General features: G+C 75.5%; 21 protein-coding genes. 8 read left to right on the top strand and 13 right to left on the bottom strand.

The window, feature by feature from the left end; genetic code table 11:
* Positions 1–7: 7 nt before the first annotated feature.
* The gene (locus tag Ae717Ps2_RS26200) at positions 8–1,426 is read left to right on the top strand and encodes a WXG100 family type VII secretion target (RefSeq protein ID WP_075334003.1); all 1,419 of its coding nucleotides are present in this window, start codon (positions 8–10) and stop codon (positions 1,424–1,426) included.
* On the opposite strand, the gene Ae717Ps2_RS26195 is transcribed toward Ae717Ps2_RS26200, so the two are convergent.
* A complete protein-coding gene (locus tag Ae717Ps2_RS26195) occupies positions 1,427–2,008 on the bottom strand; it encodes a hypothetical protein (protein ID WP_020622377.1) in 582 nt (193 codons plus the stop codon).
* A gap of 204 nt (positions 2,009–2,212) precedes the next feature.
* Here Ae717Ps2_RS26195 and Ae717Ps2_RS26190 point away from each other — a divergent pair, with 204 nt between their 5' ends.
* Positions 2,213–3,487, top strand: coding sequence for an adenylosuccinate synthase (locus Ae717Ps2_RS26190; RefSeq protein ID WP_075309460.1), 1,275 nt, complete (start codon positions 2,213–2,215; stop codon positions 3,485–3,487).
* Here Ae717Ps2_RS26190 and Ae717Ps2_RS26185 read toward each other — a convergent pair.
* Positions 3,477–4,319 (bottom strand): helix-turn-helix domain-containing protein, encoded by an 843-nt coding sequence (locus Ae717Ps2_RS26185; RefSeq protein WP_075309462.1) that lies wholly within the window; start codon positions 4,317–4,319, stop codon positions 3,477–3,479. The two genes, Ae717Ps2_RS26190 and Ae717Ps2_RS26185, sit on opposite strands and share 11 nt — an antisense overlap.
* Before the next feature lie 100 nt (positions 4,320–4,419).
* Here Ae717Ps2_RS26185 and Ae717Ps2_RS26180 point away from each other — a divergent pair, with 100 nt between their 5' ends.
* Entirely contained in the window at positions 4,420–5,262 is an 843-nt protein-coding gene (locus Ae717Ps2_RS26180; RefSeq protein ID WP_075334002.1) for an MBL fold metallo-hydrolase, read from the top strand.
* Here the strand turns inward: Ae717Ps2_RS26180 and Ae717Ps2_RS26175 are convergent.
* The 5 genes from Ae717Ps2_RS26175 to nth form a co-directional block, all read right to left on the bottom strand.
* Positions 5,244–6,449 carry an MFS transporter gene (locus Ae717Ps2_RS26175; protein ID WP_075334001.1) on the bottom strand — a complete coding sequence of 402 codons (1,206 nt, stop codon included), beginning with the start codon at positions 6,447–6,449 and terminating at the stop codon, positions 5,244–5,246. The genes Ae717Ps2_RS26180 and Ae717Ps2_RS26175 overlap by 19 nt on opposite strands.
* Before the next feature lie 71 nt (positions 6,450–6,520).
* Positions 6,521–7,720, bottom strand: a complete 1,200-nt coding sequence (locus Ae717Ps2_RS26170; RefSeq protein WP_075334382.1) for a MarP family serine protease — start codon at positions 7,718–7,720, stop codon at positions 6,521–6,523.
* Positions 7,721–7,722: 2 nt separating this feature from the next.
* Positions 7,723–8,469 (bottom strand): CoA pyrophosphatase, encoded by a 747-nt coding sequence (locus tag Ae717Ps2_RS26165; RefSeq protein WP_233147684.1) that lies wholly within the window; start codon positions 8,467–8,469, stop codon positions 7,723–7,725.
* Positions 8,466–9,137 (bottom strand): TlpA disulfide reductase family protein, encoded by a 672-nt coding sequence (locus Ae717Ps2_RS26160; protein ID WP_075334000.1) that lies wholly within the window; start codon positions 9,135–9,137, stop codon positions 8,466–8,468. Before Ae717Ps2_RS26160 ends, Ae717Ps2_RS26165 begins: the two co-directional genes overlap by 4 nt.
* Positions 9,134–9,865 carry an endonuclease III gene (nth, locus tag Ae717Ps2_RS26155; RefSeq protein WP_075312644.1) on the bottom strand — a complete coding sequence of 244 codons (732 nt, stop codon included), beginning with the start codon at positions 9,863–9,865 and terminating at the stop codon, positions 9,134–9,136. Before nth ends, Ae717Ps2_RS26160 begins: the two co-directional genes overlap by 4 nt.
* A gap of 352 nt (positions 9,866–10,217) precedes the next feature.
* Between nth and Ae717Ps2_RS26150 the strand changes: the two genes are divergently transcribed.
* From Ae717Ps2_RS26150 to Ae717Ps2_RS26135, 4 genes are all read left to right on the top strand, one after another.
* Entirely contained in the window at positions 10,218–10,466 is a 249-nt protein-coding gene (locus Ae717Ps2_RS26150; protein ID WP_043282623.1) for a hypothetical protein, read from the top strand.
* Between the two features lie 163 nt (positions 10,467–10,629).
* Positions 10,630–11,304 carry a Crp/Fnr family transcriptional regulator gene (locus tag Ae717Ps2_RS26145; RefSeq protein ID WP_020628211.1) on the top strand — a complete coding sequence of 225 codons (675 nt, stop codon included), beginning with the start codon at positions 10,630–10,632 and terminating at the stop codon, positions 11,302–11,304.
* Between the two features lie 41 nt (positions 11,305–11,345).
* Positions 11,346–12,608, top strand: coding sequence for an MFS transporter (locus tag Ae717Ps2_RS26140; protein ID WP_075309467.1), 1,263 nt, complete (start codon positions 11,346–11,348; stop codon positions 12,606–12,608).
* Entirely contained in the window at positions 12,605–13,297 is a 693-nt protein-coding gene (locus tag Ae717Ps2_RS26135) for an HD domain-containing protein (protein WP_075309469.1), read from the top strand. The genes Ae717Ps2_RS26140 and Ae717Ps2_RS26135 overlap by 4 nt, the downstream gene beginning before the upstream one ends.
* On the opposite strand, the gene Ae717Ps2_RS26130 is transcribed toward Ae717Ps2_RS26135, so the two are convergent.
* From Ae717Ps2_RS26130 to Ae717Ps2_RS26110, 5 genes are all read right to left on the bottom strand, one after another.
* On the bottom strand, positions 13,294–14,046 hold the full coding sequence (locus Ae717Ps2_RS26130) for an amino acid ABC transporter ATP-binding protein (RefSeq protein WP_020628208.1): 753 nt from the start codon (positions 14,044–14,046) through the stop codon (positions 13,294–13,296). The two genes, Ae717Ps2_RS26135 and Ae717Ps2_RS26130, sit on opposite strands and share 4 nt — an antisense overlap.
* Positions 14,043–14,711, bottom strand: a complete 669-nt coding sequence (locus tag Ae717Ps2_RS26125; RefSeq protein WP_020628207.1) for an amino acid ABC transporter permease — start codon at positions 14,709–14,711, stop codon at positions 14,043–14,045. The genes Ae717Ps2_RS26130 and Ae717Ps2_RS26125 overlap by 4 nt, the downstream gene beginning before the upstream one ends.
* Entirely contained in the window at positions 14,712–15,464 is a 753-nt protein-coding gene (locus Ae717Ps2_RS26120; RefSeq protein ID WP_020628206.1) for an amino acid ABC transporter substrate-binding protein, read from the bottom strand. It lies immediately after the preceding gene.
* Between the two features lie 107 nt (positions 15,465–15,571).
* Positions 15,572–16,360, bottom strand: a complete 789-nt coding sequence (locus Ae717Ps2_RS26115) for an MBL fold metallo-hydrolase (protein ID WP_075333999.1) — start codon at positions 16,358–16,360, stop codon at positions 15,572–15,574.
* A complete protein-coding gene (locus Ae717Ps2_RS26110; RefSeq protein WP_198932233.1) occupies positions 16,357–17,163 on the bottom strand; it encodes an NUDIX hydrolase in 807 nt (268 codons plus the stop codon). The genes Ae717Ps2_RS26115 and Ae717Ps2_RS26110 overlap by 4 nt, the downstream gene beginning before the upstream one ends.
* Positions 17,164–17,215: 52 nt before the next feature.
* Between Ae717Ps2_RS26110 and Ae717Ps2_RS26105 the strand changes: the two genes are divergently transcribed.
* Positions 17,216–18,109, top strand: a complete 894-nt coding sequence (locus Ae717Ps2_RS26105) for a Gfo/Idh/MocA family protein (RefSeq protein WP_075333997.1) — start codon at positions 17,216–17,218, stop codon at positions 18,107–18,109.
* Between the two features lie 270 nt (positions 18,110–18,379).
* On the opposite strand, the gene Ae717Ps2_RS26100 is transcribed toward Ae717Ps2_RS26105, so the two are convergent.
* On the bottom strand, positions 18,380–20,041 hold the full coding sequence (locus Ae717Ps2_RS26100; RefSeq protein ID WP_075333996.1) for a hypothetical protein: 1,662 nt from the start codon (positions 20,039–20,041) through the stop codon (positions 18,380–18,382).
* Between the last annotated feature and the right edge of the window lie 1,115 nt (positions 20,042–21,156).

Raw genomic sequence — 21,156 nt, 5'->3', positions numbered from 1 at the left:
CCCGACCGTGCCCCTTCCTCGCTGCTACAACTACGAAGCCTTCGACATTGCCACGAAGTCGGCATGGATCCTCGGCAAACCGGGCGCCGAGGCGACCCGGCAGACGGCGGACAGCCTGCGTTCCCTCGTCGACGACATGGCGGCGACCAAGCAGACCCTCGACCGGGGCATGGCCGACCTCGGCATCTCGTGGCAGGGCCCCGCCGCACAGGCGGCCCAGGAATCCCTGGACCGCACCGCGACCGGCGTCGACGGCACCGCGACCGTCGCCCAGAACGGCGCCGACCGCATGCTCGACCACGGCAGCGCGTTCGAGCGCATGCGCGGTCAGGTCCGGTTCATGGACCCGGCCGAGTTCTCCTGGATCCAGCGCGCGGGCGACAACATCAGCGAGGCCTGGCAGTCCCTCCAGGGCCGGGGCACGGACCACGTCACCATCGCCGAGCACAACCAGATCAACGACGAGATCGCGAACCGCGCGCTCCAGCAGTACGAGTCCGAGACCTCGGCCATCGACGACCGCTTCACCACCGAGGCCGCCGCCGCGCCCCCGGCCGGCTCGACCCCGGATGCGACGTCCGGGGGCGGCGGGGCATCGGGGCCGCAGCCCGGCGTGTCCGTCGGCGCGAACGTCCCCGTCCCTCCGGACAGCGGCTCCGCCGCGGTGCCGGGACCGGCCGGGATCGGGCTTCCCCCGGGCGGTTCGGCGCCCCCCGGCCCGGCGGTCGGCGGGGCAGGCGGAGCCCTCGGGGGAGGGCCGGGTGGCAGTCCCGGACCGGCGGCCGGACCCGCGGCCGGATCCGGTGGCGGGCCCTCGCCCGTCGTTCCGCTGGCGAACGGACCGGCGTCGAGCACCGGTGGAGGGGGTGTCCCGGCCCCGGGTTTCCGCACCCCGCCCGCTCCGGACCGCACGCGGATCCCGCCCCGGGCCCCGGTGCCGGATGCCGCCCGTACCCGCGAGGACCTCGCACGCCGGTTCGGTGACCAGGCCCGGCGGCAGCAGCTCGTCCGGCCCGTCGCGGAGCCCCGCCCCGGCGGGACCGGCTCCTACGGTGGCGGCACCGGTGCGGGCCGGGGCGGCTACGGCTCCCCGTTCGGCGAGTCCCGCGGCACCGCGCGGCTGCCGGGGGGCTCGGCCGAGCCGCACTCGCCGGGGAGCCGTGTGGGGTCCGGGACGGCGTGGGGTACCGAGCCCCGTACCACCGGCCCGCGGAGCGGCGGTGCGGCCGAACCGTGGACCGGCACCCGGGCGTCGGAGGCACGGGGTGGCGCCGCCGGCTACGGCCCGATGACCGGTGGCGTCCCGGGAGGTCGTGCGGACGGGCAGGACCACCGCAACCGCTACGTCGTCCCCACCGACGAGGTGTTCGACGTCGGTGTCACCGCGACCGACGCCGTCCTCGCCCCCGAGGACCCCGGCCGCTGATCAGCCCGGCAGCACCGGTCGCCACGGCTCGGTGTGCTTGTACCAGGCCCAGCGCTTGATCTCCCGCGGGTGCGGGACGCCGTCCCGGACGGGCGTCGCACCCGTCGTCCCGATCTGGATCGCCCGCCCGGTCGCTCCGGTCACCCCACGCCCCGCACGCACCTGGACTCCCTCCGGCCCTGCGTCGACGACGAGCGTCTTCACGCGGCCGTGCAGCACCCGCGTCGCATCGCAGTAGGCCTCGCCGTAGAGGTCGGGGATCTCCCCGCGGCCGGCGAGGACACCGCCGTTGTCGTCGCGCACCAGCGGCATCTCGCGGGCGGCGCCGGACCGGGCCAGGGCGACGGCGTCGTCGAACCGGGTCGGGAGTCCCCAGTTCGCGGCGGCGCGGGACCGGCGCGACACCGGCAGGTAGGCGACCTCGGTGTCGAGGGCGTCGCGACGCAGCAACCGGACAAGCACGGCGGCGAGGTCGGCGTCGTCACCGTGCACGATGAGCCGCCGCGCCGGGAGGAGGGCGTCGACCTCCGCCTTCCCGGGGCGCGGACCCACGGTGACCGAACGCACCGCGGGATCGGACACCAGCGACGACGGTGGGCGTTCCCGCCGCGCGCCGGGCCGGATACCGTGGAAGGGAAGACGGTGACGCCGCTGCGGCAGGCAGTCGAGGAGCACCGCTTCGGGATCGGTCGGAACCACTGATCGAGTACCCTCCTCGCCGCGGAAACCGGAAATCACGCCCGGGTCCGCGACCGTGACGAGCGTGTGTGAACTGGAGTCTCTTACATGCCCGCAATCGTGTTGATCGGCGCCCAGTGGGGCGACGAGGGCAAGGGCAAGGCGACGGACCTGCTGGGCGGACAGTTCGGCTGGGTCGTCCGCTACCAGGGCGGCAACAACGCCGGCCACACCGTCGTCACGCCGGACGGTCGCGACTTCGCGCTGAAGCTCATCCCGTCCGGGATCCTGTCCCCGGGCGTGAAGAACGTGATCGGCAACGGGGTCGTCGTGAACCCCGAGGCGCTGATCGAGGAGAAGGCGGGCCTGGAGCGGCGCGGCGTCGACACCTCCGGCCTGCTGATCTCGGCCGACTCGCACCTGATCATGCCGTACCACGTGGCGATCGACCGCGTCACCGAGCGCTACCTGGGCAAGGCCAAGATCGGCACCACCGGTCGCGGCATCGGCCCGGCGTACCAGGACAAGGTCGCCCGGGTCGGCGTCCGCGCCGCGGACCTGCTCGACGAGAAGATCCTGCACCAGAAGGTCGAGGCCGCCCTCGAGCTGAAGAACCAGATCCTGGTCAAGGTCTACAACCGGCGCGCGCTGGACTTCAACGAGGTCGTCGACACCGTCCTGGAGCAGTCGAAGGAGTTCGCCGACAAGATCGTCGACACCCGGCTGCTCCTGAACGAGGCCCTGGAGCGCGGCGAGACGCTGCTGCTGGAGGGGTCGCAGGGCACCCTGCTCGACGTCGACCACGGCACCTACCCCTTCGTGACCAGCTCGAACCCGACCGCGGGCGGCGCGTCGGTCGGGTCCGGCATCGGCCCGAACAAGATCACCCGCGTGATCGGGATCCTGAAGGCCTACACCACCCGCGTCGGCTCCGGCCCGTTCCCGACCGAGCTGCACGACGAGATGGGCGAGTTCCTCCGCAAGACCGGCGGCGAGGTCGGTGTGAACACCGGCCGTGCGCGGCGCTGCGGCTGGTTCGACGCCGTCATCGGGCGCTACGCGGTGCGGGTCAACGGCATCACCGACCTCTTCCTGACCAAGCTGGACGTGCTGTCCGGGCTGGAGTCGGTGCCGATCTGCGTCGGCTACGAGGTCGACGGCCACCGCGTCGACGAGATGCCGATGACCCAGACCGGCTTCCACCACGCCGTCCCGGTCTACGAGGAGATGCCCGGCTGGGTCGAGGACCTGTCCGCCGCCCGCACCTGGGAGGACCTGCCGGCCACCGCCCAGGCCTACGTGGCGCGGATCGAGGAGCTCACCGGCGCGCCGGTGTCCGCGATCGGCGTCGGCCCCGGGCGGGACCAGACGATCACCCGCTGACCTGCCGCGCCAGCAGCCCGAGCGCGTCGCGGTCCGGGCTGCCGGGCGGTGCGGTCAGCACCAGCACCGTCCGGTCGGGCGTCCGGCCGACGTCGAGCACCTGGTGGTCGAGCGTCAGCTCGCCGACCAGCGGATGTCGCAGCGTGTGCCGTTCCTGTGCGCAGGGGTGCGCCCGATGGTCGGCCCACAGCCGGGCGAACTCGTCGCTGCGCACGGACAGGTCCCCGACCAGCGCGGACAGCCGCGCGTCGTCGGGGCGGCGCCCGGCCGCCAGGCGCAGGGCGGCCACCAGGGCGCGGGTGCGGGCGACCGGATCGGCGTAGAGGGCCCGCACGTGCGGGTCCAGCACCGCCATCGCGACCAGGTTCGGGCGGTGCCGCGGGCAGGCCGGGGAGAGCGGATCCAGGTGCGCCGCGAGCAGCGCGTGCCCGAGCGGGTTCCAGGCCAGGACGTCCCCGGACCGGCCGAGGACGAGCGCGGGCACGTCCGGCATGGCGGCCAGCAGGTCGGCGGTACGGGCGTCGACGCACTCGGGCGGTGCGCTGCGCAGCGAGACGGGGCGGGCCGCCGTCGCGGCGATCCGGTGCAGGTGGGCCCGCTCGCCCTCGTCCAGGGCCAGCACCCGGGCGATGGCGTCGAGCACCGCGGGGGAGGCACCGCGGGAGTGTCCCTGTTCGAGCCGCGTGTAGTACGACGGGCTGACCCCGGCGAGACCGGCCAGCTCCTCCCGGCGGAGCCCGGGGACCCGCCGCGCGCCGGTCGTCGGCAGCCCGAACGCGTCGGGATCGAGCCGTGCCCGTCGCGCCGCCAGGAACTCGCCGAGAGCCGTCACGACCCCATTGTCCGCACCGGAGCGACCCGAGCCACTCCCTGCGCGGGATACCCCGGGCCGGGGACTCCCGCATCGCGCCGGAGGCACCGACGATCACGGCGTGACCATCCAGCTGCGCGGACCCGTGACGGTCGAGCGGATCACCGAGCTCGACGACTGGCCCTTCGGCGTCCGCGAGATGTTCCCGGCCCACCCCTCGGACGGGCCGATCTCCCTGGTGATCGCCACCCACCTCGTCCGCACCCCGGACCTGACCGTCCTCGTCGATGCCGGCAACGGTGACGGCCGGCACCGCCCCGGACTGCCCGCCCACCATCTGCTCGACGCCGGGTACGCGGCCCGGCTCGCCGCACGGGTCGCGCCCGAGGAGATCGATGTCGTCGTCTGCTCCCACCTGCACCCGGACCACTGCGGCGGGCTGACCACCGCCGACGCCCGCCCGGCCTTCCCCGGGGCGCGGCACCTGGTGTCCCGGGCCGAGCTGGCGTGGCTGGGTGCGGTGCACCGCTCGGCCCCCGGCTCCGGCGTCGCCGAGGGACTGGCCCGGACCTGGGAGGACAGCGTCGCGCCGGTCCTGGACGCGGGTCTGGTCGACCCGGTCGGCGACGGCGACGGCGACGGCGTCAATGTCGATGTCGATCTCGGTCACGGGGTGCGGCTGCGTGCCGCGCCCGGGCACACCCCCGGCCACCTCGTCGTCGAGATCGGGCCGCCCGACGGGCCGGAGGTGGTGATCGGGGGCGACGTCCTGCACCACCCGCTGCAGTTCGACGACCTCGACCTCGCGCAGGCGGGCGACGCCGACCCGGCCCGTGCTGCCCGTACCCGACGCGACCTGTGCGAGCGCCTCGCCCGCTCCGGCGGGCTGCTGCTGCCGTCGCACTTCACCCCCGGCCGTGTCCGCCGGGCCGGGGACGGTTTCGCCTACACGCCGTCGCCCTGACGCCGTCGCTCCTCGCGGACCGGGGTGACCAGCACCGCGGCCAGCGGCGCGACCGCGGCGATCGCGAAGGCCGCCGCGTAGCCGGCCGTGCCGACCAGCAGCCCCAGGGCCGCCGGCACGACCGAGGCGACGGCGTTCTGCCCCGTGTTCTGCACCCCCAGCGCACGCCCGGACCAGGCCGGGCCGGCGATCTCGGCGGTGCTGGTGAACGCCAGGCCGTTCGGGGCGACGGTGACGACCGCCCCGACGGCCAGCATCGTCACCGCCAGCCACCCGGCGACGGCGTCGCCGAGGGCGAACAGCAGCAGTACCAGGGTCGCGGCCACCGCGACCTGGCGCATCGGGCGCAGCCGCGACCCGACCCGGTCCGACCAGACCCCGGTCGCGATCCGCCCGGCCGCGCCGGCGACCTGGCCGCACGCGACGAAGGCGCCCGCCGCGGCGGCGTGCCAGCCCTGCTCCCGGACCAGGTACTCGGTGCCGAACGCCGACACCGCGAACTGCGAGACGACCAGCAGCGCGCTGGCGCCGTGCACCCGCCACAGTACGGACGTCCGGTACGGGGAACGCTCCGGCTCCGCACCGGCAGGCCGCTGCGGTCGGGGCGGATCCGGGGCCAGCGTCAGCACCAGCACCGCCGCGACCAGGCACAGCAGCGCGGGCAGCGCCAGCGCCCGGAACGGCCCGACGGCTGCGCCGAGCGTCGGCAGCGTCAGGCCCGCCACCGCGACCCCCAGCGGCTGCGAGGTCTGCCGGATGCCCATCGCGGTCCCGCGCTCGTGGACGGCGAACCACCCCATCACCATCCGGCCGCTGGCGGCGAACACCGACGCGGCCCCCGCGCCGCCGAGCCCGAGCAGCACCAGCAGCGCCGGGCCCGGCCCGAGCGGGAGCAGCGCGGCCGCCCCGATGGCCAGCGCGCACAGCACGAGCCCGATCGTCATCACGCCGCGTTCGCCGGACCGGTCCGCGGCCGCCCCCCACAGGACGAGGGTGCACAGCAGGCCCACCGTCGGGGCCCCGACGTAGGCACCGGCCTGCGCCAGCGTCAGCCCGGCCGAGTCGCGCAGCAGCGGCACCACGAACGGCAGCCCGTAGACGAACGAGCAGGCCGCCGTCTGCGCGAACACCCCCACCGTGAGCACCAGCCAGCGACGCCGGGTCCGGGTCACGTCGACGGAGGTCATGTACCCACGCTAAGCATTCGTCCCACGATCCGGCCATTCGTTCCCGGATCGTGGGACGACGTGCGGTGGGGTCAGGAGGCGCAGTTCCCGGTGTCGGCGGGGGACGAGGCGCCGCTCGCCGCCACGTTCAACGCCTGCCCGACCTGCTCGGCGGTCAGTACGAAACCGGTCTCGGTGTCGTCCAGCGCGGCGCCGAACACGACGCCGACCACCCGTCCGTCGGGCGTGATCATCGGGCCGCCGGAGTTCCCGGAGCGCACCACCGCGCGGACGGTGTAGACGTCGCGCAGCACGCTGCCCTGCTCGTAGATGTCCGGTCCGCGCAGCCGGATCCGCTCCCGGATCTTGCCGGGGGTGACCGTGTACGGGCCGTCCAGCGGGTAGCCCAGGATGATCACGTCGTCGCCGACGGCGGCCGGGTCCGGGCTGAACTGCAGCGGCTGCTCGTCGAGGTCGGGCACGTCGAGCACGGCCACGTCGACCTCGGGGTCGTAGTAGACGACCTGGGCGTCGAGCTGGCGGGTCCGTCCGCTGGACGTCGTCACCTCGACGGTGGTGCTGGAGGTCCCGGCGACGACGTGCGCGTTGGTCATCACCCGCTGCGGGGCGACGACGAACCCGGTCCCCTCCAGCGCGCGACGGCAGGACGGTGCGCGCCCGCGCACCTTCAGCACCCAGTCGCGGACCTCGGTGACCACCGGGGACTGCGCGAGCGCGGAGTCCGGCGGGCCGACCGCGGCGACCGGTGTCCGCGAGAACGGGCTGACGACGTCGGGGAAGCCGGAGTCGTCGAGGAGCTGGCGCAGCTCGGCGGGGAGCTTGCGTGCCGCGTCCGGCATCACGTCGTCCACCCCGGCGAGCACTCGCGAGTCGCGCAGGCCGCTGGTCAGGGTGGAGAAGCTCGTCGAGGACAGCGGCAGCGCGATCAGCCAGGCCGCCACCACCACCGCGACCGCCTGCACGCCGGCGCCCAGCGTGGAGTCGACCTTCAGGGTGCCCTCGCCGCGGATCCGGTCGCGGATGAACCGTCCGAGGTAGACGCCCGTCGCCTCACCGAGCGCGACGAGCAGCACCACCACACCGATCCCGAGCAGCACCTTCCCCTGCTGGGACTCCACCTGCCCGGCCAGCAACGGGGCGAGCCGCAGCCCCAGCACCGCGCCGGTCAGCACACCGGCGAACGACAGCAGTGCCACCGCGACCCCGTGCCGCCAGCCGGACGCCGCGGCCAGCAGAGCGAGGATCACGACGACGACGTCGACCCAGCTGATGCTCACCGGTCCACCACGCCGTGGTCGTCCACCCGGACTCCTTCCGGTTCGTGCCGCCGGGCCCGGGCCCAGGCGTCGTCGAGATCGAGGACCCGGCCGGCGTCCCACGGACGCTCCCAACCGGACCGCTGCAGCAGCGCGGACAGCAGGCCCGCGGTGAAACCCCAGACCATCAGGCCCGCGGCGTCGAAGGCGGGGCCGGTGTGCCCCCTGGGGCCGCGCACGGTGAACCGGTTCGCCGGGTCGGTCAGGACCGCCACCGGGACCCGGACGACCCGGGCGACCTCGGCGGCGTCGACCACCCGCACCGGCGACGGCGACGCCCAGTGCGCCAGCACCGGGGTCACCAGGAAGCCGGTGGGCGGGATGAACAGGTCCGGCAGGACGGCCAGCGGCACGACCCCCGACGGGTCCAGCCCGGTCTCCTCCCGGGCCTCCCGCAGGGCGGCGTGCACCGGGCCGGTGTCGGTCGGGTCGAGCCTGCCGCCGGGGAAGGCGACCTGCCCGGCGTGCGAGCGCAGCGTCGCCGCGCGCTCGGTGAGCAGCACGTCCGGTCCCCCGGACTCCGCGTCGGTGAACAGCATCAGCACCGAGGCCCGGCGCGGTTCGCCGCTGTCGGGCGGCAGGCGTCGCCACCCGAACCAGGCCGGGTCCAGGCCCAGCGCCCCGTCGACGAGCGGGCGCAGCGACGCCGGCGTCGCCGAGGGGTCGGGCTCGGGCACCCGCGGAATGTCCGCGTGCGCGGTCACCGGAACCGCTCCACGGCGGCCGCGACGTCGTCGGCGGTCCGGAACGGGACGGGCGGGTCCACCATCGCGACGCCGCCGTCGGCGCGGGTCACGTAGCTGACCGGCAGCAGCGGCGGGGTGTCCAGGGCGCGGCGCACGGCCCGCTGCGGGTCGGTCACGGCCGGCAGGGTGACCCCCAGCTGCGCGGACAGGGTCAGCGCGGCCACCGGGTCGTCCTGCACGTCGACGGTGAGCACCGGCAGTGCGCCGGGCCGCTGCGCGTAGGCCTGCAGTGCGGGCAGCTCCTCGCGGCACGGCACGCACCACGACGCCCAGAAGTTGACCAGCGTCGGACGCCCGGCCAGGGCCGCGCCCAGGTCGGTGCGGCCGTCGGCGCCCAGGCACGGCACGGTGATCCCGGCGAGCGGACCGGCCGGCGCCGCGCCGGACGGGACCGGGCAGGGGGCCAGCCGGGCCGAGGCACGCGCGGTGGCCAGCGCCTGGGGGTCCGCGGCGGCCAGGTCGGTCTCGGGCCGGTCGGCCGGGGCCGCGCTCGCCGCGGGGCCACTGCCGGCGCCCCCGCCCGTGGTGGATCCCGAGGGCCACAGCGCCCAGACAGCGATCGCCACCAGGACGACGACGACCGCGGTCGACACGATCTCGGAGCGGGAGGCGCCTGTCCTGGTCACCGGCCGTCCCCGGAGGGCCCCGCGATCCCCGCGAGTGCGAGCAGATGGTCCCGTTCCGGCCCCTTGACCAGCGCCGCGGCCTCGCCCGGATCGGTGGGGCCGAGGCCGAAGGCGGGGCAGTCCGCCGCGAGCGTGCAGGCGCCGCAGGCCGGTTTGCGGGAGTGGCAGACCCGGCGCCCGTGGAAGATCACGTGGTGGGACACGATCGTCCAGTCCCGGCGCGGGACGAGCTCGCCGATGGCGTGCTCGACCTTGACCGGGTCCTCCTCGGTCGTCCAGCCCCAGCGGCGCACCAGACGTCCGAAGTGGGTGTCGACGGTGATCCCGGGGACGCCGAACGCGTTGCCGAGGATGACGTTCGCGGTCTTGCGCCCGATGCCCGGCAGCTTCACCAGCTCGTCCAGCGTCGACGGCAGCTCCCCGCCGTGCCGCTCGACGACGGCGGCCCCCAGCCCGATCAGCGACGTCGCCTTGTTCCGGTAGAAGCCGGTGGAGCGGATCAGCTCCTCGAGCTCGGTCCGGTCGGCGCCGGCGTAGTCCGCGGCGGTGGGGTACCGGGCGAACAGTGCCGGGGTGACCTGGTTGACCCGCTCGTCGGTGCACTGCGCGGACAGGATCGTCGCGACGGCGAGATCGAGCGGGGTGGTGAAGTCCAGCTCGCAGTGCGCGTGCGGGTAGGCCTCGGCCAACGCCCGCAGGGTGCGGTTGACCCGGCGTGCTCGCCCGATCGGGCTCTCCCCGGCCGCGACGCGCGCGGCCAGACCGGCTGCGGCGCGGGGGGTGGGCCGCGACGCCCGCGACGTCCGTCCGGCGGAGGTGCTCACGTGACCGAGCGTACGGGTGGGCACCGACAGTCGTGTCACGGTGTCGCGCCGTGCACCGCTCGTCGCCGCGCGCGGTCCGGTTCGCGTCGGAGCGTGGTCGACCGTCCGGCGCGGCGACGCGTCCGACGAGCGGTGCCCGCCCCTGGTCGAGTGTGCGCCGAACGGGCTACGAGGTCACGAACGCGTCACGAAGCCCCCGACGCGACCACCCCCGACCGGCCGGGCTCCGAACCCGTACGAGAGGATCGGAGCCGCCATGACTGCCTGGTTGAGCGTTCTCGTCCCGCTGCTCGTGATGTTCTTCGCGCTCGGCATGGAGCGCGTGGAGTCCCGCATGCGGGAGTCCACCGTGCGCCAGGACGAGCTGGACGAGATGCTCGAACAGCCCCGGCCGGACGAGGTCCGTGCCCTGTTCCGGTCCGGCACGGGCCGCGCGCTGGAGCTGTTCCGGCTGCGCAACCGGCGCCGTCGGGGGGCTCGTCGGAGCCAGGTCCCGTCGGCCTGACAAGATCGGGTGCAGGAGGCGCTACAGCGCCCCGCGACGAGTCGGACCCGATCGGATGTCAATCCGATCGGGCCAGTGGTGCCCACGTGTGTGGCGAAGACCTCTACACTGACGCGCCGACGACCCGCCGTGACGACACGGCCGGTGAACGAGGAGCATTGCAGTGGACGAGGTTCTGATCCGGGCAGGGATCTTCCAAGGTGTGGAGCCCCAGGCCGCCGAGGCGCTGGCGGAAGCTCTGGAGACTGCCGAGTTCTCCCGCGGGCAGGTCATCTTCTCCGAGGGAGAGCCCGGTGACCGCCTCTACATCGTGTCGGGCGGGAAGGTGAAGCTCGGCCGGAAGTCCCCCGACGGCCGGGAGAACCTGCTCATGGTGGCCGGTCCGTCGGACATGTTCGGCGAGCTGTCGATCTTCGACCCGGGCCCGCGCACGTCCTCGGCGACCGCGGTCACCGAGGTGCGCTGCTACACCATGGACCGCAGCGCGCTGCGCGAGTGGATCGGCAAGCGGCCGGAGATCGCCGAGCAGCTGCTGCGCGTGCTGGCCCGCCGCCTGCGCCGCACCAACAACATGCTCGCCGACCTGATCTTCACCGACGTGCCGGGCCGGGTGGCGAAGTCGCTGCTGCAGCTCGCGCGCCAGTTCGGCTCCCAGGAGTCGGGTCTGCTGCGGGTCACCCACGACCTCACGCAGGAGGAGATCGCCCAGCTCGTCGGCGCCTCCCGCGAGACCGTGAACAAGGCGCTCGCCGACTTCGCGCACCGCGGCTGGCTGCGGCTGGAGGGCAAGAGCGTGCTGATCCTGGAGCCGGAGCGGCTCGCGCGACGCGCTCGCTGAATTCTCTGGTACGGACGTCCCAGAACATGTGATCCTGGGGCGTGCCCGCCGCCCTCTCCGACTACCGCGCCGCCCTGGGGACCCCCGGGGCGGCCGCGCCGGTCTGCGCCTCCGTCCTCGGTCGGTTCCCGATCGCGATGCACAGCCTCGCCACGTTGCTCTACGTCCGCGAGGTCCACGGCTCCTACGCCGTCGCCGGAGCGGTCTCCGCGGCGCTGCTCGTCGGGACCGCCGTCGGCACGGTCGTGCAGGGGAGGGTGCTGGACCGGCTGGGCCCGACCCGGCCGATGCTGGTGCTCGTCGGGGTGTACCTGCTGTGCGTCACCGGGCTGGTGCTGAGCATCGAGTTCCGGGCGGCGCTGCCGCTCGCCGTGGCGGTCGCGGTCGTCACCGGGCTCGTCACGCCGGCGTTCGAGGGGTCGTCACGGGCGCTGTGGTCGGACCTGACCCCGCCCGGGCCGCGCCGCGAGGCCGCCTACACCTACGAGGCGATCAGCCTCGAGATCTTCTTCATCATGGGGCCCGCGCTGGCCGCTGTGCTGGTGGTGGCGACGCCGTGGCCGGGCACCGCGCTCGTCGCCGCGGCGACCGCGGAGATCGTCGGCACCACCTGGTTCGCGCTCACCGCCGCCGTACGCCGCCGCTCGGCCCGCATCCGCGCCGAGCGCGCCGACGGGTCGCTGCCGGTCGAGGCCGGGCTGCTCGGGGTGTTCCGGCGGCCCGGGCTGCGGACGGTGGCGCTGGCGTCGCTCGGGTTCGGGCTGGTGGCGGGGACCGCGGAGGTCGGCGTGATCGCCGCGACCGCGTTCGCCGGTTCGCCCGCCGCCGGCGGGCTCCTGCTCTCGCTCTGGTCGGTGGTCTCGGTGCTGACCGGGGTGCTCTACGGGATGCGGCCCTGGCCGCGGCCGCTGCACCTGCGGCTGCCGGTCCTGCTCGCCGGCTTCGCCGTCCTGGTGACGGCGATGGGGCTCGTCTCCCCGCTCGGTTCGCTGGTGCTGCTGGCCGTGGTGATGATGGCGGCAGGCGCGCTGATCACCCCGCAGGTGACCGCGCACTCCCTCGGCGTCGAGCAGACCGCTCCGGCCGGGGCGGCGACCGAGGCGTTCAACTGGATGGTGATGGCCGCGGTGCTCGGTGTCTCGGTCGGGCAGGCGCTGTCCGGCGTCATGATCGACCTCGTCGGGCCGGGCGGGTACGCGGCGGGCGGCGCCCTGGGGCTGCTGGTCGCCGGGTTGCTGTGGCTGCGTCGCGGCTCGGTCGCCGACACCGAGCCCCGCGCCGTCGCGGCCGGGAGCCCGGCGTGAGCGGCGCCGGGGAGCTGCGGCGGCTGCGCGACGTCGTCGCCGGTGACATGGCCGGTGCGGACGTCGCGCACGACCTCGGACACCTCGACCGGGTCGCCGGGCTGTCGGCCCGGCTGGCGGTGCGGGAGGGGCTCGACGGGTTCGTCGCCGCCGTCGCCGCGTACGTGCACGACCACCACCGGGCGGCCGAGGCCCGGCTCGGCCGGGTCGTCGCGCCCGCGGAGGTCCGCGACGACGCCCGGGACGCACTGCGCCGCGGCGGGGTCGCCGAGCAGCTGTGGGACCCGGTGCTCGACGCCGTCGAGGCCACCGGCCGCTACTCGTTCTCCGAGGCGGCCACGGCGCCCACCGCGGACCGGATCGCCGCCTGCCTGCACGACGCCGACATGCTCGACGCGATGGGCGCCACCGGCATCGCCCGCGCGTTCGCCTACGGCGGCGCGATCGGCGAGCCCCTGTGGGACCCGGGGGCGGGCGTCGCGAGCGGTGGCTACCGGTCCGGGCCGACCGGCTCGGTCGTCGCCCACTTCCACGAGAAGCTGCTCCGGCTGCGCGGCGAGCTGCGTACCGCCGCCGGCCGGGAGATGGGCGAGCGGCGGCACGCGGCCCTGGTGGAGTTCCTGCGCCGGTTCCGCGAGGAGTGGATCGAGGTCCACGGCGACGAAGGCGGCGCCCCGCCCGAGGTCTAGAGCGGGTCCAGGATCCGCTTCAGGAACTGCCGGGTGCGGGGCTGCGCCGGCTCGACCAGCACCTGCGACGGCGGACCGGACTCCGCCACCACCCCGCCGTCGACGAAGAGGACCTGGTCGGCGACCTGCTGGGCGAAGCGGATCTCGTGGGTGACGATGACCATCGTCCGGCCCGCCGTCGCGAGGTCCTTGATCACCCGCAGGACGTCGCCGACGAGCTCGGGGTCCAGCGCCGAGGTGGGCTCGTCGAACAGCATCAGCTGCGGGTCGAGAGCCAGCGCACGGGCGATCCCGACGCGCTGCTGCTGGCCGCCGGAGAGCTGGTACGGGTACTGGTCGGCCTTCTCGGCCAGCCCCACCTGGTCCAGCAGCCGCCGGGCGTCCGCGGTCGCCTCGGCCCGGGGCCGCTTCTGCACGATCACCGGGCCCTCGATCACGTTCTCCAGGACGGTGCGGTGCGGGAACAGGTTGTGCGACTGGAACACCATCGCGGTCCGGGACCGGAACCGGGCCAGCGTGGCCCGGTCGACGGGGGCGCCGAAGTCGACCGCGAGATCGCCGATGGTGATCACCCCGGCGTCGGCCCGGTCCAGCGCGTTCAGGGTGCGCAGCACCGTCGTCTTGCCCGAGCCGGACGGCCCGATCACGGCGGTCACGGTCCCGGCGGGGACGTCGAACCCGATGTCACGCAGGACCTCCAGCGTCCCGAAGGACTTGCGCAGGCCCCGGACGGTCAGCAGGTCGCTCATCGCGCCACGTACCTCTCCAGCCGCGCCTCCACCCGCACCTGCACGGACGAGAGGATCAGGCAGACGATCCAGTAGTACACCGCGGCCACGCCGTAGAGGGCGAAGAAGTCGAACGTCGGCGCCGCGGCCAGCTGGGCGACCCGCAGCAGCTCGGTCACCAGGATGGTCGAGGCCAGCGACGTGTCCTTGACCAGGGAGATCAGCGTGTTCGACAGCGGCGGGACGGCGGTCCGCGCGGCCTGCGGGAGGATCACCCGGCGCAGCGTCGTCGCGTACCCCATGCCGATGGTCTGCGCGGCCTCCCACTGCCCCTTCGGGATGGACAGGATCGCCGCCCGGATGATCTCGGCCGCGTAGCCGCCGACGTTGAGGCTGAACGCGATCACCGCCGACGGGAACGGGTCGATCACCAGCCCGAGCTGTGGCAGCGCGTAGAACACGATGAACAGCTGGACCAGCAGCGGCGTGCCGCGCACGACCGAGATGTAGGCGCGGGCCAGCCAGGACAACGCCGCGATCGACGAGATCCGGGCCAGCGCCAGCAGCAGGGCCAGCGCCAGCCCGATCACGAAGCTGATCGCCGTCAGCGGGATGGTCATCGTGACCGTCGCCTTCAGCATCGGCCACAGGTTGCGGCCGATCAGCTCCCAGGTGGCGGGATCCATCTACTTCCCGCTGACGTCGCTGCCGAAGTACTTCTCGGACAGCTGCGCCAGGGTGCCGTCGGCCCGCAGCTCGGCCAGTGCCCGGTCCACGTCGGGCATCAGGCCGCTGTCCTTGCGGGCGGCGAAGGCCTGCTCGCTGGTGTCCCCGGTGGTGGCGGCGACCTTGACGCCCTTGTCCCCGGTCGACTTCTCGTACTCGCCGACGGCCAGGGTGTCGTTGACCGTCGCGTCGATGCGGCCGTCCTTGAGCAGCTGGACGGCCTGCACGAAGCCCTCGACGGCCTCGACGTTCGCCCCGGCGCCGCGGGCGACCTCGGCCCAGTTGCTGGTCGCCGACTGGGCGGTGGTGCGGCCCCGCAGGTCGGCCAGGCTCCGGATCGCGGTGTCGTCGGCGCGGGTGACGATCACGCCCTCGGACACGGTGTAGGGCGTCGAGAGGTCGTACTTCGCCTTCCGCTCGTCGTTGATCGTGACCTGGTTGGCGACGAGGTCGATCCGCTGCGACTCGAGCGCGGCGAAGATCGAGTCCCAGGGGGTCTGGACGAACTCGACCTCCTTGCCCAGCTTGGCGCCGACCGCACGGGCGACCTCGACGTCGTAGCCGGTCAGCTGCCCGTCGGGGCCCTGGAAGCTGAACGGGCTGTAGGTCCCCTCGGTGCCGACGCGCAGCGTGTCGGACCCACCGCTGCTGCAGCCGACGAGGGTGGTGAGGGCCAGCAGCGCGGCGGCCAGGGCCAGGATCGTGCGACGCACGGGGTCTCCTTCGGGCGGAACGGGGCGGACGGATCGCGACGCCCCCGCGGATGCGGGGACCTTAGGCCGATCGGGCCTCGCCGGTCCAACGCTCCGCGGAGCCCCGTTCATCCACGCAGGTGATCCAGCTGTGCCCGGACCGACAGTTCGGCGGCGTCCCACAGCGAGGTGTCGACATCGGCGTAGACGACCTCGACGACGTCGCGGGCCGACGCGTCCGGCCCGAGCCGCTCCAGCGCCGCCCGGACCTGTTCCAGCCGCTGCTCGCGGTGGGCGAGGTAGTGGCGCGCCGTCTCGGCGGCGTCCGGGAGCTCCGGCCCGTGCCCGGGGAGGACCGGGGTGCCCGCGGGGAGCTCCGCGATCCGGCGCAGCGAGTCCAGATAGGGGCCGAGGGTGCCGTCGGGATGGGCGATGACGGTGGTGCCGCGGCCGAGCACGGTGTCGCCGGAGAGCAGCGCGACGCCGTCGGAGCCGGGGCCGCGCAGCAGCAGCGACACCGAGTCCGAGGTGTGACCGGGGGTGCTCAGCACCTCCAGCTCGACCCCGCCACCGGTGACGACGGCGCCGTCGAGCAGCGGGGTGGTCCCCGACGTAAGCGAGGGGTCCGCGGCGTACACGGGTGCGCCGGTCAGCTCGACGAACCGGCCGATCCCGCCGGCGTGGTCGTGGTGGCGGTGGGTCAGGACGACCGCGGCGACCGGTGGGCCGTCGGCCAGCGCCTCCAGGTGCGTGCCGTCGTCCTCGCCCGGGTCGACGACGATCCGGTCGTGCGCGTCCGGGGCCGCCAGCACCCAGGTGTTGGTGCCCTCCAGCGTCATCGGGCCTGGGTTGTGCTGCAGCAGCACCGACGCCAGCGGGTGCGCGGTGCGCAGGGTTCCGTAGAGCGGGTGGCTCACCGGAGCGCCTCCTCGTAGATCCAGTCGGGATCGCCGGGCAGGGTGATCGTGACGACCCTGCCCTCGCGCCGCACCTCGGGCGTGATCGGCTCGATGTCGCGCTCGGCCGCCGCGGCGAGGACGTCGGCGGCGGTGGCGTGGCGGTCCAGCTCCTGCAGGGTCCGCAGGGTGGGCGGCATCAGCTTGAGATCGCCGTCGTCGTAGCCGGCCAGCGCCTCGGCCGGGGTCCACCAGCGCGCCTCGACGGCCTCGGTGGTGGCGTCGTCGGCGACCTGGCCGTCCGGCACCCGTGCGACGAGGAACGCGGTGTCGTAGCGCTTCGGGTTGCGTGGTGGGGTGATCCAGCGGGCCCACGGGACCAGCAGGTCCGCGCGCAGCTCCAGGTCGTGGGCCGCCAGCAGCTCCGGCAGCGTGGTGCGGTGGGCGACGAGGTCGTCCCGCCAGGCCGCGGCGGCCTCCAGCGGGCCGGGGTCGGAGCCGGTGGGGGCGGCCAGCAGCACGCCGCACTCCTCGAACGTCTCGCGGACGGCTGCGGTCACCAGCGCGGCGGCCAGGACCGCCGGCTGGGCGAGCCGGGCGCCAAAGAGGGCCGGGTCCGGGCCGCGCCAGCGGCCGGGGTCCGGCTCGTCCCCGGGGGAGACACCGCCGCCGGGGAACACGGTCATGCCGCCGGCGAACGCCATCCCGGCCACTCGTCGCTGCAGGAAGACCTGCAGGTCACCGCCGGCAGGCTCGTCGCGGACCAGCAGGACGGTCGCGGCGGCCCTCGGCTCGACCGGCTGCGTCGCCGGATCATCGCTCATGGCCGCCGACCCTAGGTCATGATCGGGGCCGGTCGGCGGTGAGAATGCCCGCATGCGTATCGGACTGCTCGGCGCCGGGCCGTGGGCGCGACAGGTGCACGCCCCCGCCATCGCGGCGCATCCCCGCTGGTCGGCGGCCGGGGTGTGGGCGCGACGACCGGAGGCGGCCGCCGAGATCGCCGCGGTCTCCGGCGGTCCCGTGCACGCGTCGGTCGAGGACCTGCTCGACGCGTGCGACGCCGTCGCGTTCGCCGTCCCGCCCGCCGTCCAGGCCGACCTGCTGGAGCGGGTCGTGGCCGCCGGAAAGCACGTGGTGCTGGAGAAGCCGCTGGCCGCGGACCTGCCCGCCGCCGAACGGGCCGCGGCCGCGGTCGCGGCGTCGGGCGTCCGGTCGGCGACGATGCTGACCCTGCGGTTCGACCCGGCGATCCGGGCCTGGCTCGACGCGGTCCCGACCGGCGCCGGCGGACCGGGGACGACCGCGACCGCGCGCTGGCTGTCCGGGGCTCTGCTGGGCGGGCCGTTCGCGGCGTCGTCGTGGCGGGCCGAGCACGGGGCGCTGCTCGACGTCGGCCCGCACGTCGTGGACCTGCTGGACGCGGCGGTGGGCCCGGTCGTCGACGTCGACCACGCCCACCGCGACGAGCCCGACCTGTGGCGGATCGGCCTCGTCCACGACGGCGGCGCCCGCAGCTCGGTGGTGCTGTCGCTGCGCGTCCCGGTGGACCCGACCGAGTTCGAGGTGGCGCTGGTCGGGGGGCTCGGGGCGGACGGCCGCGGCCGGTACGTGCTCGACCGACGCCCGGCCGACGCGGTCGCCTGCTTCGGCGCGCTGCTCGACGACCTCGCGGACGCGATCGGCTCGGGCGCAGACCTCCCGGTGGACGCCGCCCGGGCGCTGCACCTGCAGCGGGTGATCGACCGGATCGTGCGCGCGGTCGGTTGAGTGCCCGCTCCGGAGCGGCCGAGCTGCTGCTCCGGCCCGGCTGAGTTCCGGCTCCCGCCCGGCTGCTGCGCTCCTGCTCCGGCCCGGCTGCTGCGCTCCGGCTCCCGCTCGGCCGAGTTCCCGCCGCCTGGCTGAGTTCACGCCCCGCCTGGCGGAGTGTTCCCGCCCCGCCTGGCCGAGTTCCCGCTCTCGCCGGGGGGACGCTGTTCCGCGAACTCGCTTACCGGGTAAGCGAGTTCGCGGGTGACGGTCCCCCGGAACCCGGCCGGATCAGCCCCGGTCGGTGCGGGCGGTGCCGTTGCGGGGGGTCGGTTCGCCGCCGTTCTCGCGGGCCGCGAGCTCCTCGTGCAGCCGTTGCAGCAGGTCCTGTTCGGTGGGGGTGAGCCGGTCGGCCAGGCCCCCGGCGGGACGTGGTCGCGGTCGAGGCCTCGGGGCGGGTGCCTCCGCGGGCCCTGCCGCGAGACCCGTCGCCGTCTCCTCCGGCGGGCGCGGCGCGAGCTGGTCCGTCGCCGGTGCGGGCCCCACGACGTCGGCCGGTTCGGTGGCGTCCGCGACGGGCTCGTCCGGCTCCCGCGGCTCGTCCGGCTCGTCGTCGGTGAGCAGAAGGTGGCGGGGGCGGCGGTCCCGGTCGGCCGGCGCCGGGGGAGCCGGGGCGCGCCGGATCGGGGCGCCCGGAGGTGGGGTGGGCGCCTCGTCGACGGGGTCGGTCCCTGCCTCGTCCGGGGCCGGACCGGTGTCGGGCAGTCCGGCGCGTGAGTGCGGGGCGGGGACGGCGTGGTCTGCGTCCGCCGGGGTCTCCCGCGAGGCCGGCGCGGTGCCGTTCACAGCGGGGACGACGCGCGGCGTGCCCGGAACGGTCCGGTCGACATCGGTCCGGTCGGTCCGCGCCGGCTCCTCCGGCGGCCCGATCTCCCCGACCCAGGCGCCCGAGGCCCAGTCCGCGAGCCAGGACGCCTCGTCGGGGCCCGGCGCCGCGGGTGCTCCGACGGGCGGACGCACGACGACCGGGGCGGGCCCGTCACCCGCGGGCGCCCGCCCGGCCGCCCCGTGGGGCGGTACGTCGAGGTCACGCCGGGTCGACCGGCGGCCGACCGGGGACGGATCCGCGGCGGCGACCGGTGGAACGGGCGTGGTCGGGGACTCAGGCGTGGTCGGGGTATCCGGCGTGGTCCGGGTCTCCGGCGCAGTCGGATACGCCGGGGGCCCGGGACGTGCCCGGTTGACCGGTGGTGTCGGCGGTCCGTCGGAGGGGCGCGGTGGCCGGCCGGACGGCGACGTGTCGGGCGCGACCGGACGCTCCGGCGGCCCCGCCACGGGCCCGCGGTCCGCGGTCGCGGGGTGTGCCCCGTTGTGGTCCGGGGAGTGGCCGTTGCCGGGACCGGCGGATTCGGCGACGAAGCGGTGCCGGGGGACGTCGGAGACCTCGCCGACGCCGCTCGCCGGCGTCGGGTTCGGGCTGCCGGCCTCCGGGGGCGAGTCGAACCAGTCGCCCCCGGTGGCCTGCCGCAACGCCCGGATCGGCGGCGACGGCCGCGGTGCCGGATGCGCGGTGTCCTCGCCCTCGGCGGGTACCGCGACCGGTCGGGCCGCGGGGCCGCGCGACCCGGCCGAACCTGGATCGGCGCTGTCGGGGGTGCCGGCCCGCGGGCCGCGGGTCGCAGGGCGCACTGTCGTGCCGGTCGGATCGGCGGTGCCCGCCTCCGGGCCGTGAACGGCCGGGTCGGCGGTGGCCGTCTCCGGACCGTGTGCGGTGCCGGCCGAGGTGCCGGTGTCCGGGCCCGGACCGGTCGCGTCGGACGGGCTCGTCGCGGAGCCGGTCGCGGGGGTGCCCGGGTCCGCGCCGGTGCGGGAGGCGGCAGCGTCGGAGGACCGGACCGGCCGGTCGCCGGGCCCGCTCGTTCCCGGCGAGGTGGTGGTCCTCCTCGTCGACACCGGATCGACGTGGCCGGGTCGGTCCGCCGGTTCCGGAACCTGCGTGGAGGGGCCGTCGGTGCGGGGCGCGGGGCGGTCGTCGGGGATCGGTGCGGGCGATCGCCCCGGGTCGGGGACCTCCGCATCGACGGCGGGGCGGACGGGGGAGCCGTCGGCGCGGTCCCGGGCCGGTACGGCATCGAACGCCAGCGCCGCGTCGCTGTCCAGGCCGCCGAGTGCGCCGGGCTCGGGGTCCGGGTCGATGGAGGGCGCGTCCCGGTCGGGCCGCGGGTCCGGGGGGGGGCCGCCGCGGACACGAGTCCGGCCCGGTGGGACGGCCGGTCGTCGGGACGGTCGCCGAGAGCCCGGTCGGACGAGTGGGCCGAGGTGGGTGGGGCCGGCCGGTCGCCGGTGGGCAGGGCGCCCTCCGCCGACACGTCGTCACGGGACGGGGCGTCGTGGGACGGAGTGTCGTGGGACGGCGCAGAGGAGGCGGCCGCGGGGAGCGGCGGTGCGGCGGAGAGTGGTGCGGCGGTGAGTGGTGCCGCGGGTGGTGGCGCGGCGGGGAGCGGTGCAGCGGCGGGGAGCGGCCGCGCGACCTCGCGGGCGGCGCGGTGGTAGTCGGGATCCGGGCTGTCGTCGCCGACCTCGACCGACACGACCAGCCCGGCGCGGGCCAGCGCCGCCTGCGCCTGGTAGGTCAGGACCTCAGGTGCGTCGTGCGGTCCGGTGCGGGCCAGCAGCACCGGCTGCGGCAGCGGGCCGGGGGCGGCACCGGCGGGCGTCGTGCGCCAGGCCAGCGTCCAGCCCGACTCCGGGTCCGGGACGCCGGCAAGTGCGGCGGCCACCGCCTCCGCGGCACCGGGCGGACCGTCGCCGTCGAACCGGTGCGGACCCGCGGCGACGTCCGCGGCGGGCGGCAGGCAGGCGTCGGCGTCGGGCTGCACCCGGCGGGCGGCCGCCTCGGTGACCAGCTCGGAGCGCACCGCGTGCGGCAGCACCGCCCGCCCCGCGACGAGCTCGGCGACCAGCAGCTCCAGCGCGTGCCCCTCCTCGCCGACGGCGACGAGCTCACGTCCGGTGGCGAGCAGGTCGTCGTCCACCCGGCCGGCCAGTTCCCGCAGCAGGCGGTACGT

It is taken from the genome of Pseudonocardia sp. Ae717_Ps2, assembly GCF_001932475.1.
Classification (GTDB): domain Bacteria; phylum Actinomycetota; class Actinomycetes; order Mycobacteriales; family Pseudonocardiaceae; genus Pseudonocardia.
This window is presented reverse-complemented; position numbering and strand designations above follow the sequence as displayed.

Excerpts from the sequence above, each read along its gene's own strand:
- Ae717Ps2_RS26110 (WP_198932233.1), bottom strand. The coding sequence starts at position 17,163 with ATGAGCGATGATCCGGCGACGCAGCCGGTCGAGCCGAGGGCCGCCGCG.
- Ae717Ps2_RS26130 (WP_020628208.1), bottom strand. The coding sequence starts at position 14,046 with ATGAGCGACCTGCTGACCGTCCGGGGCCTGCGCAAGTCCTTCGGGACG.
- Ae717Ps2_RS26175 (WP_075334001.1), bottom strand. The coding sequence starts at position 6,449 with ATGACCTCCGTCGACGTGACCCGGACCCGGCGTCGCTGGCTGGTGCTC.
- Ae717Ps2_RS26190 (WP_075309460.1), top strand. The coding sequence starts at position 2,213 with ATGCCCGCAATCGTGTTGATCGGCGCCCAGTGGGGCGACGAGGGCAAG.
- Ae717Ps2_RS26150 (WP_043282623.1), top strand. The coding sequence starts at position 10,218 with ATGACTGCCTGGTTGAGCGTTCTCGTCCCGCTGCTCGTGATGTTCTTC.
- Ae717Ps2_RS26125 (WP_020628207.1), bottom strand. The coding sequence starts at position 14,711 with ATGGATCCCGCCACCTGGGAGCTGATCGGCCGCAACCTGTGGCCGATG.
- Ae717Ps2_RS26105 (WP_075333997.1), top strand. The coding sequence starts at position 17,216 with ATGCGTATCGGACTGCTCGGCGCCGGGCCGTGGGCGCGACAGGTGCAC.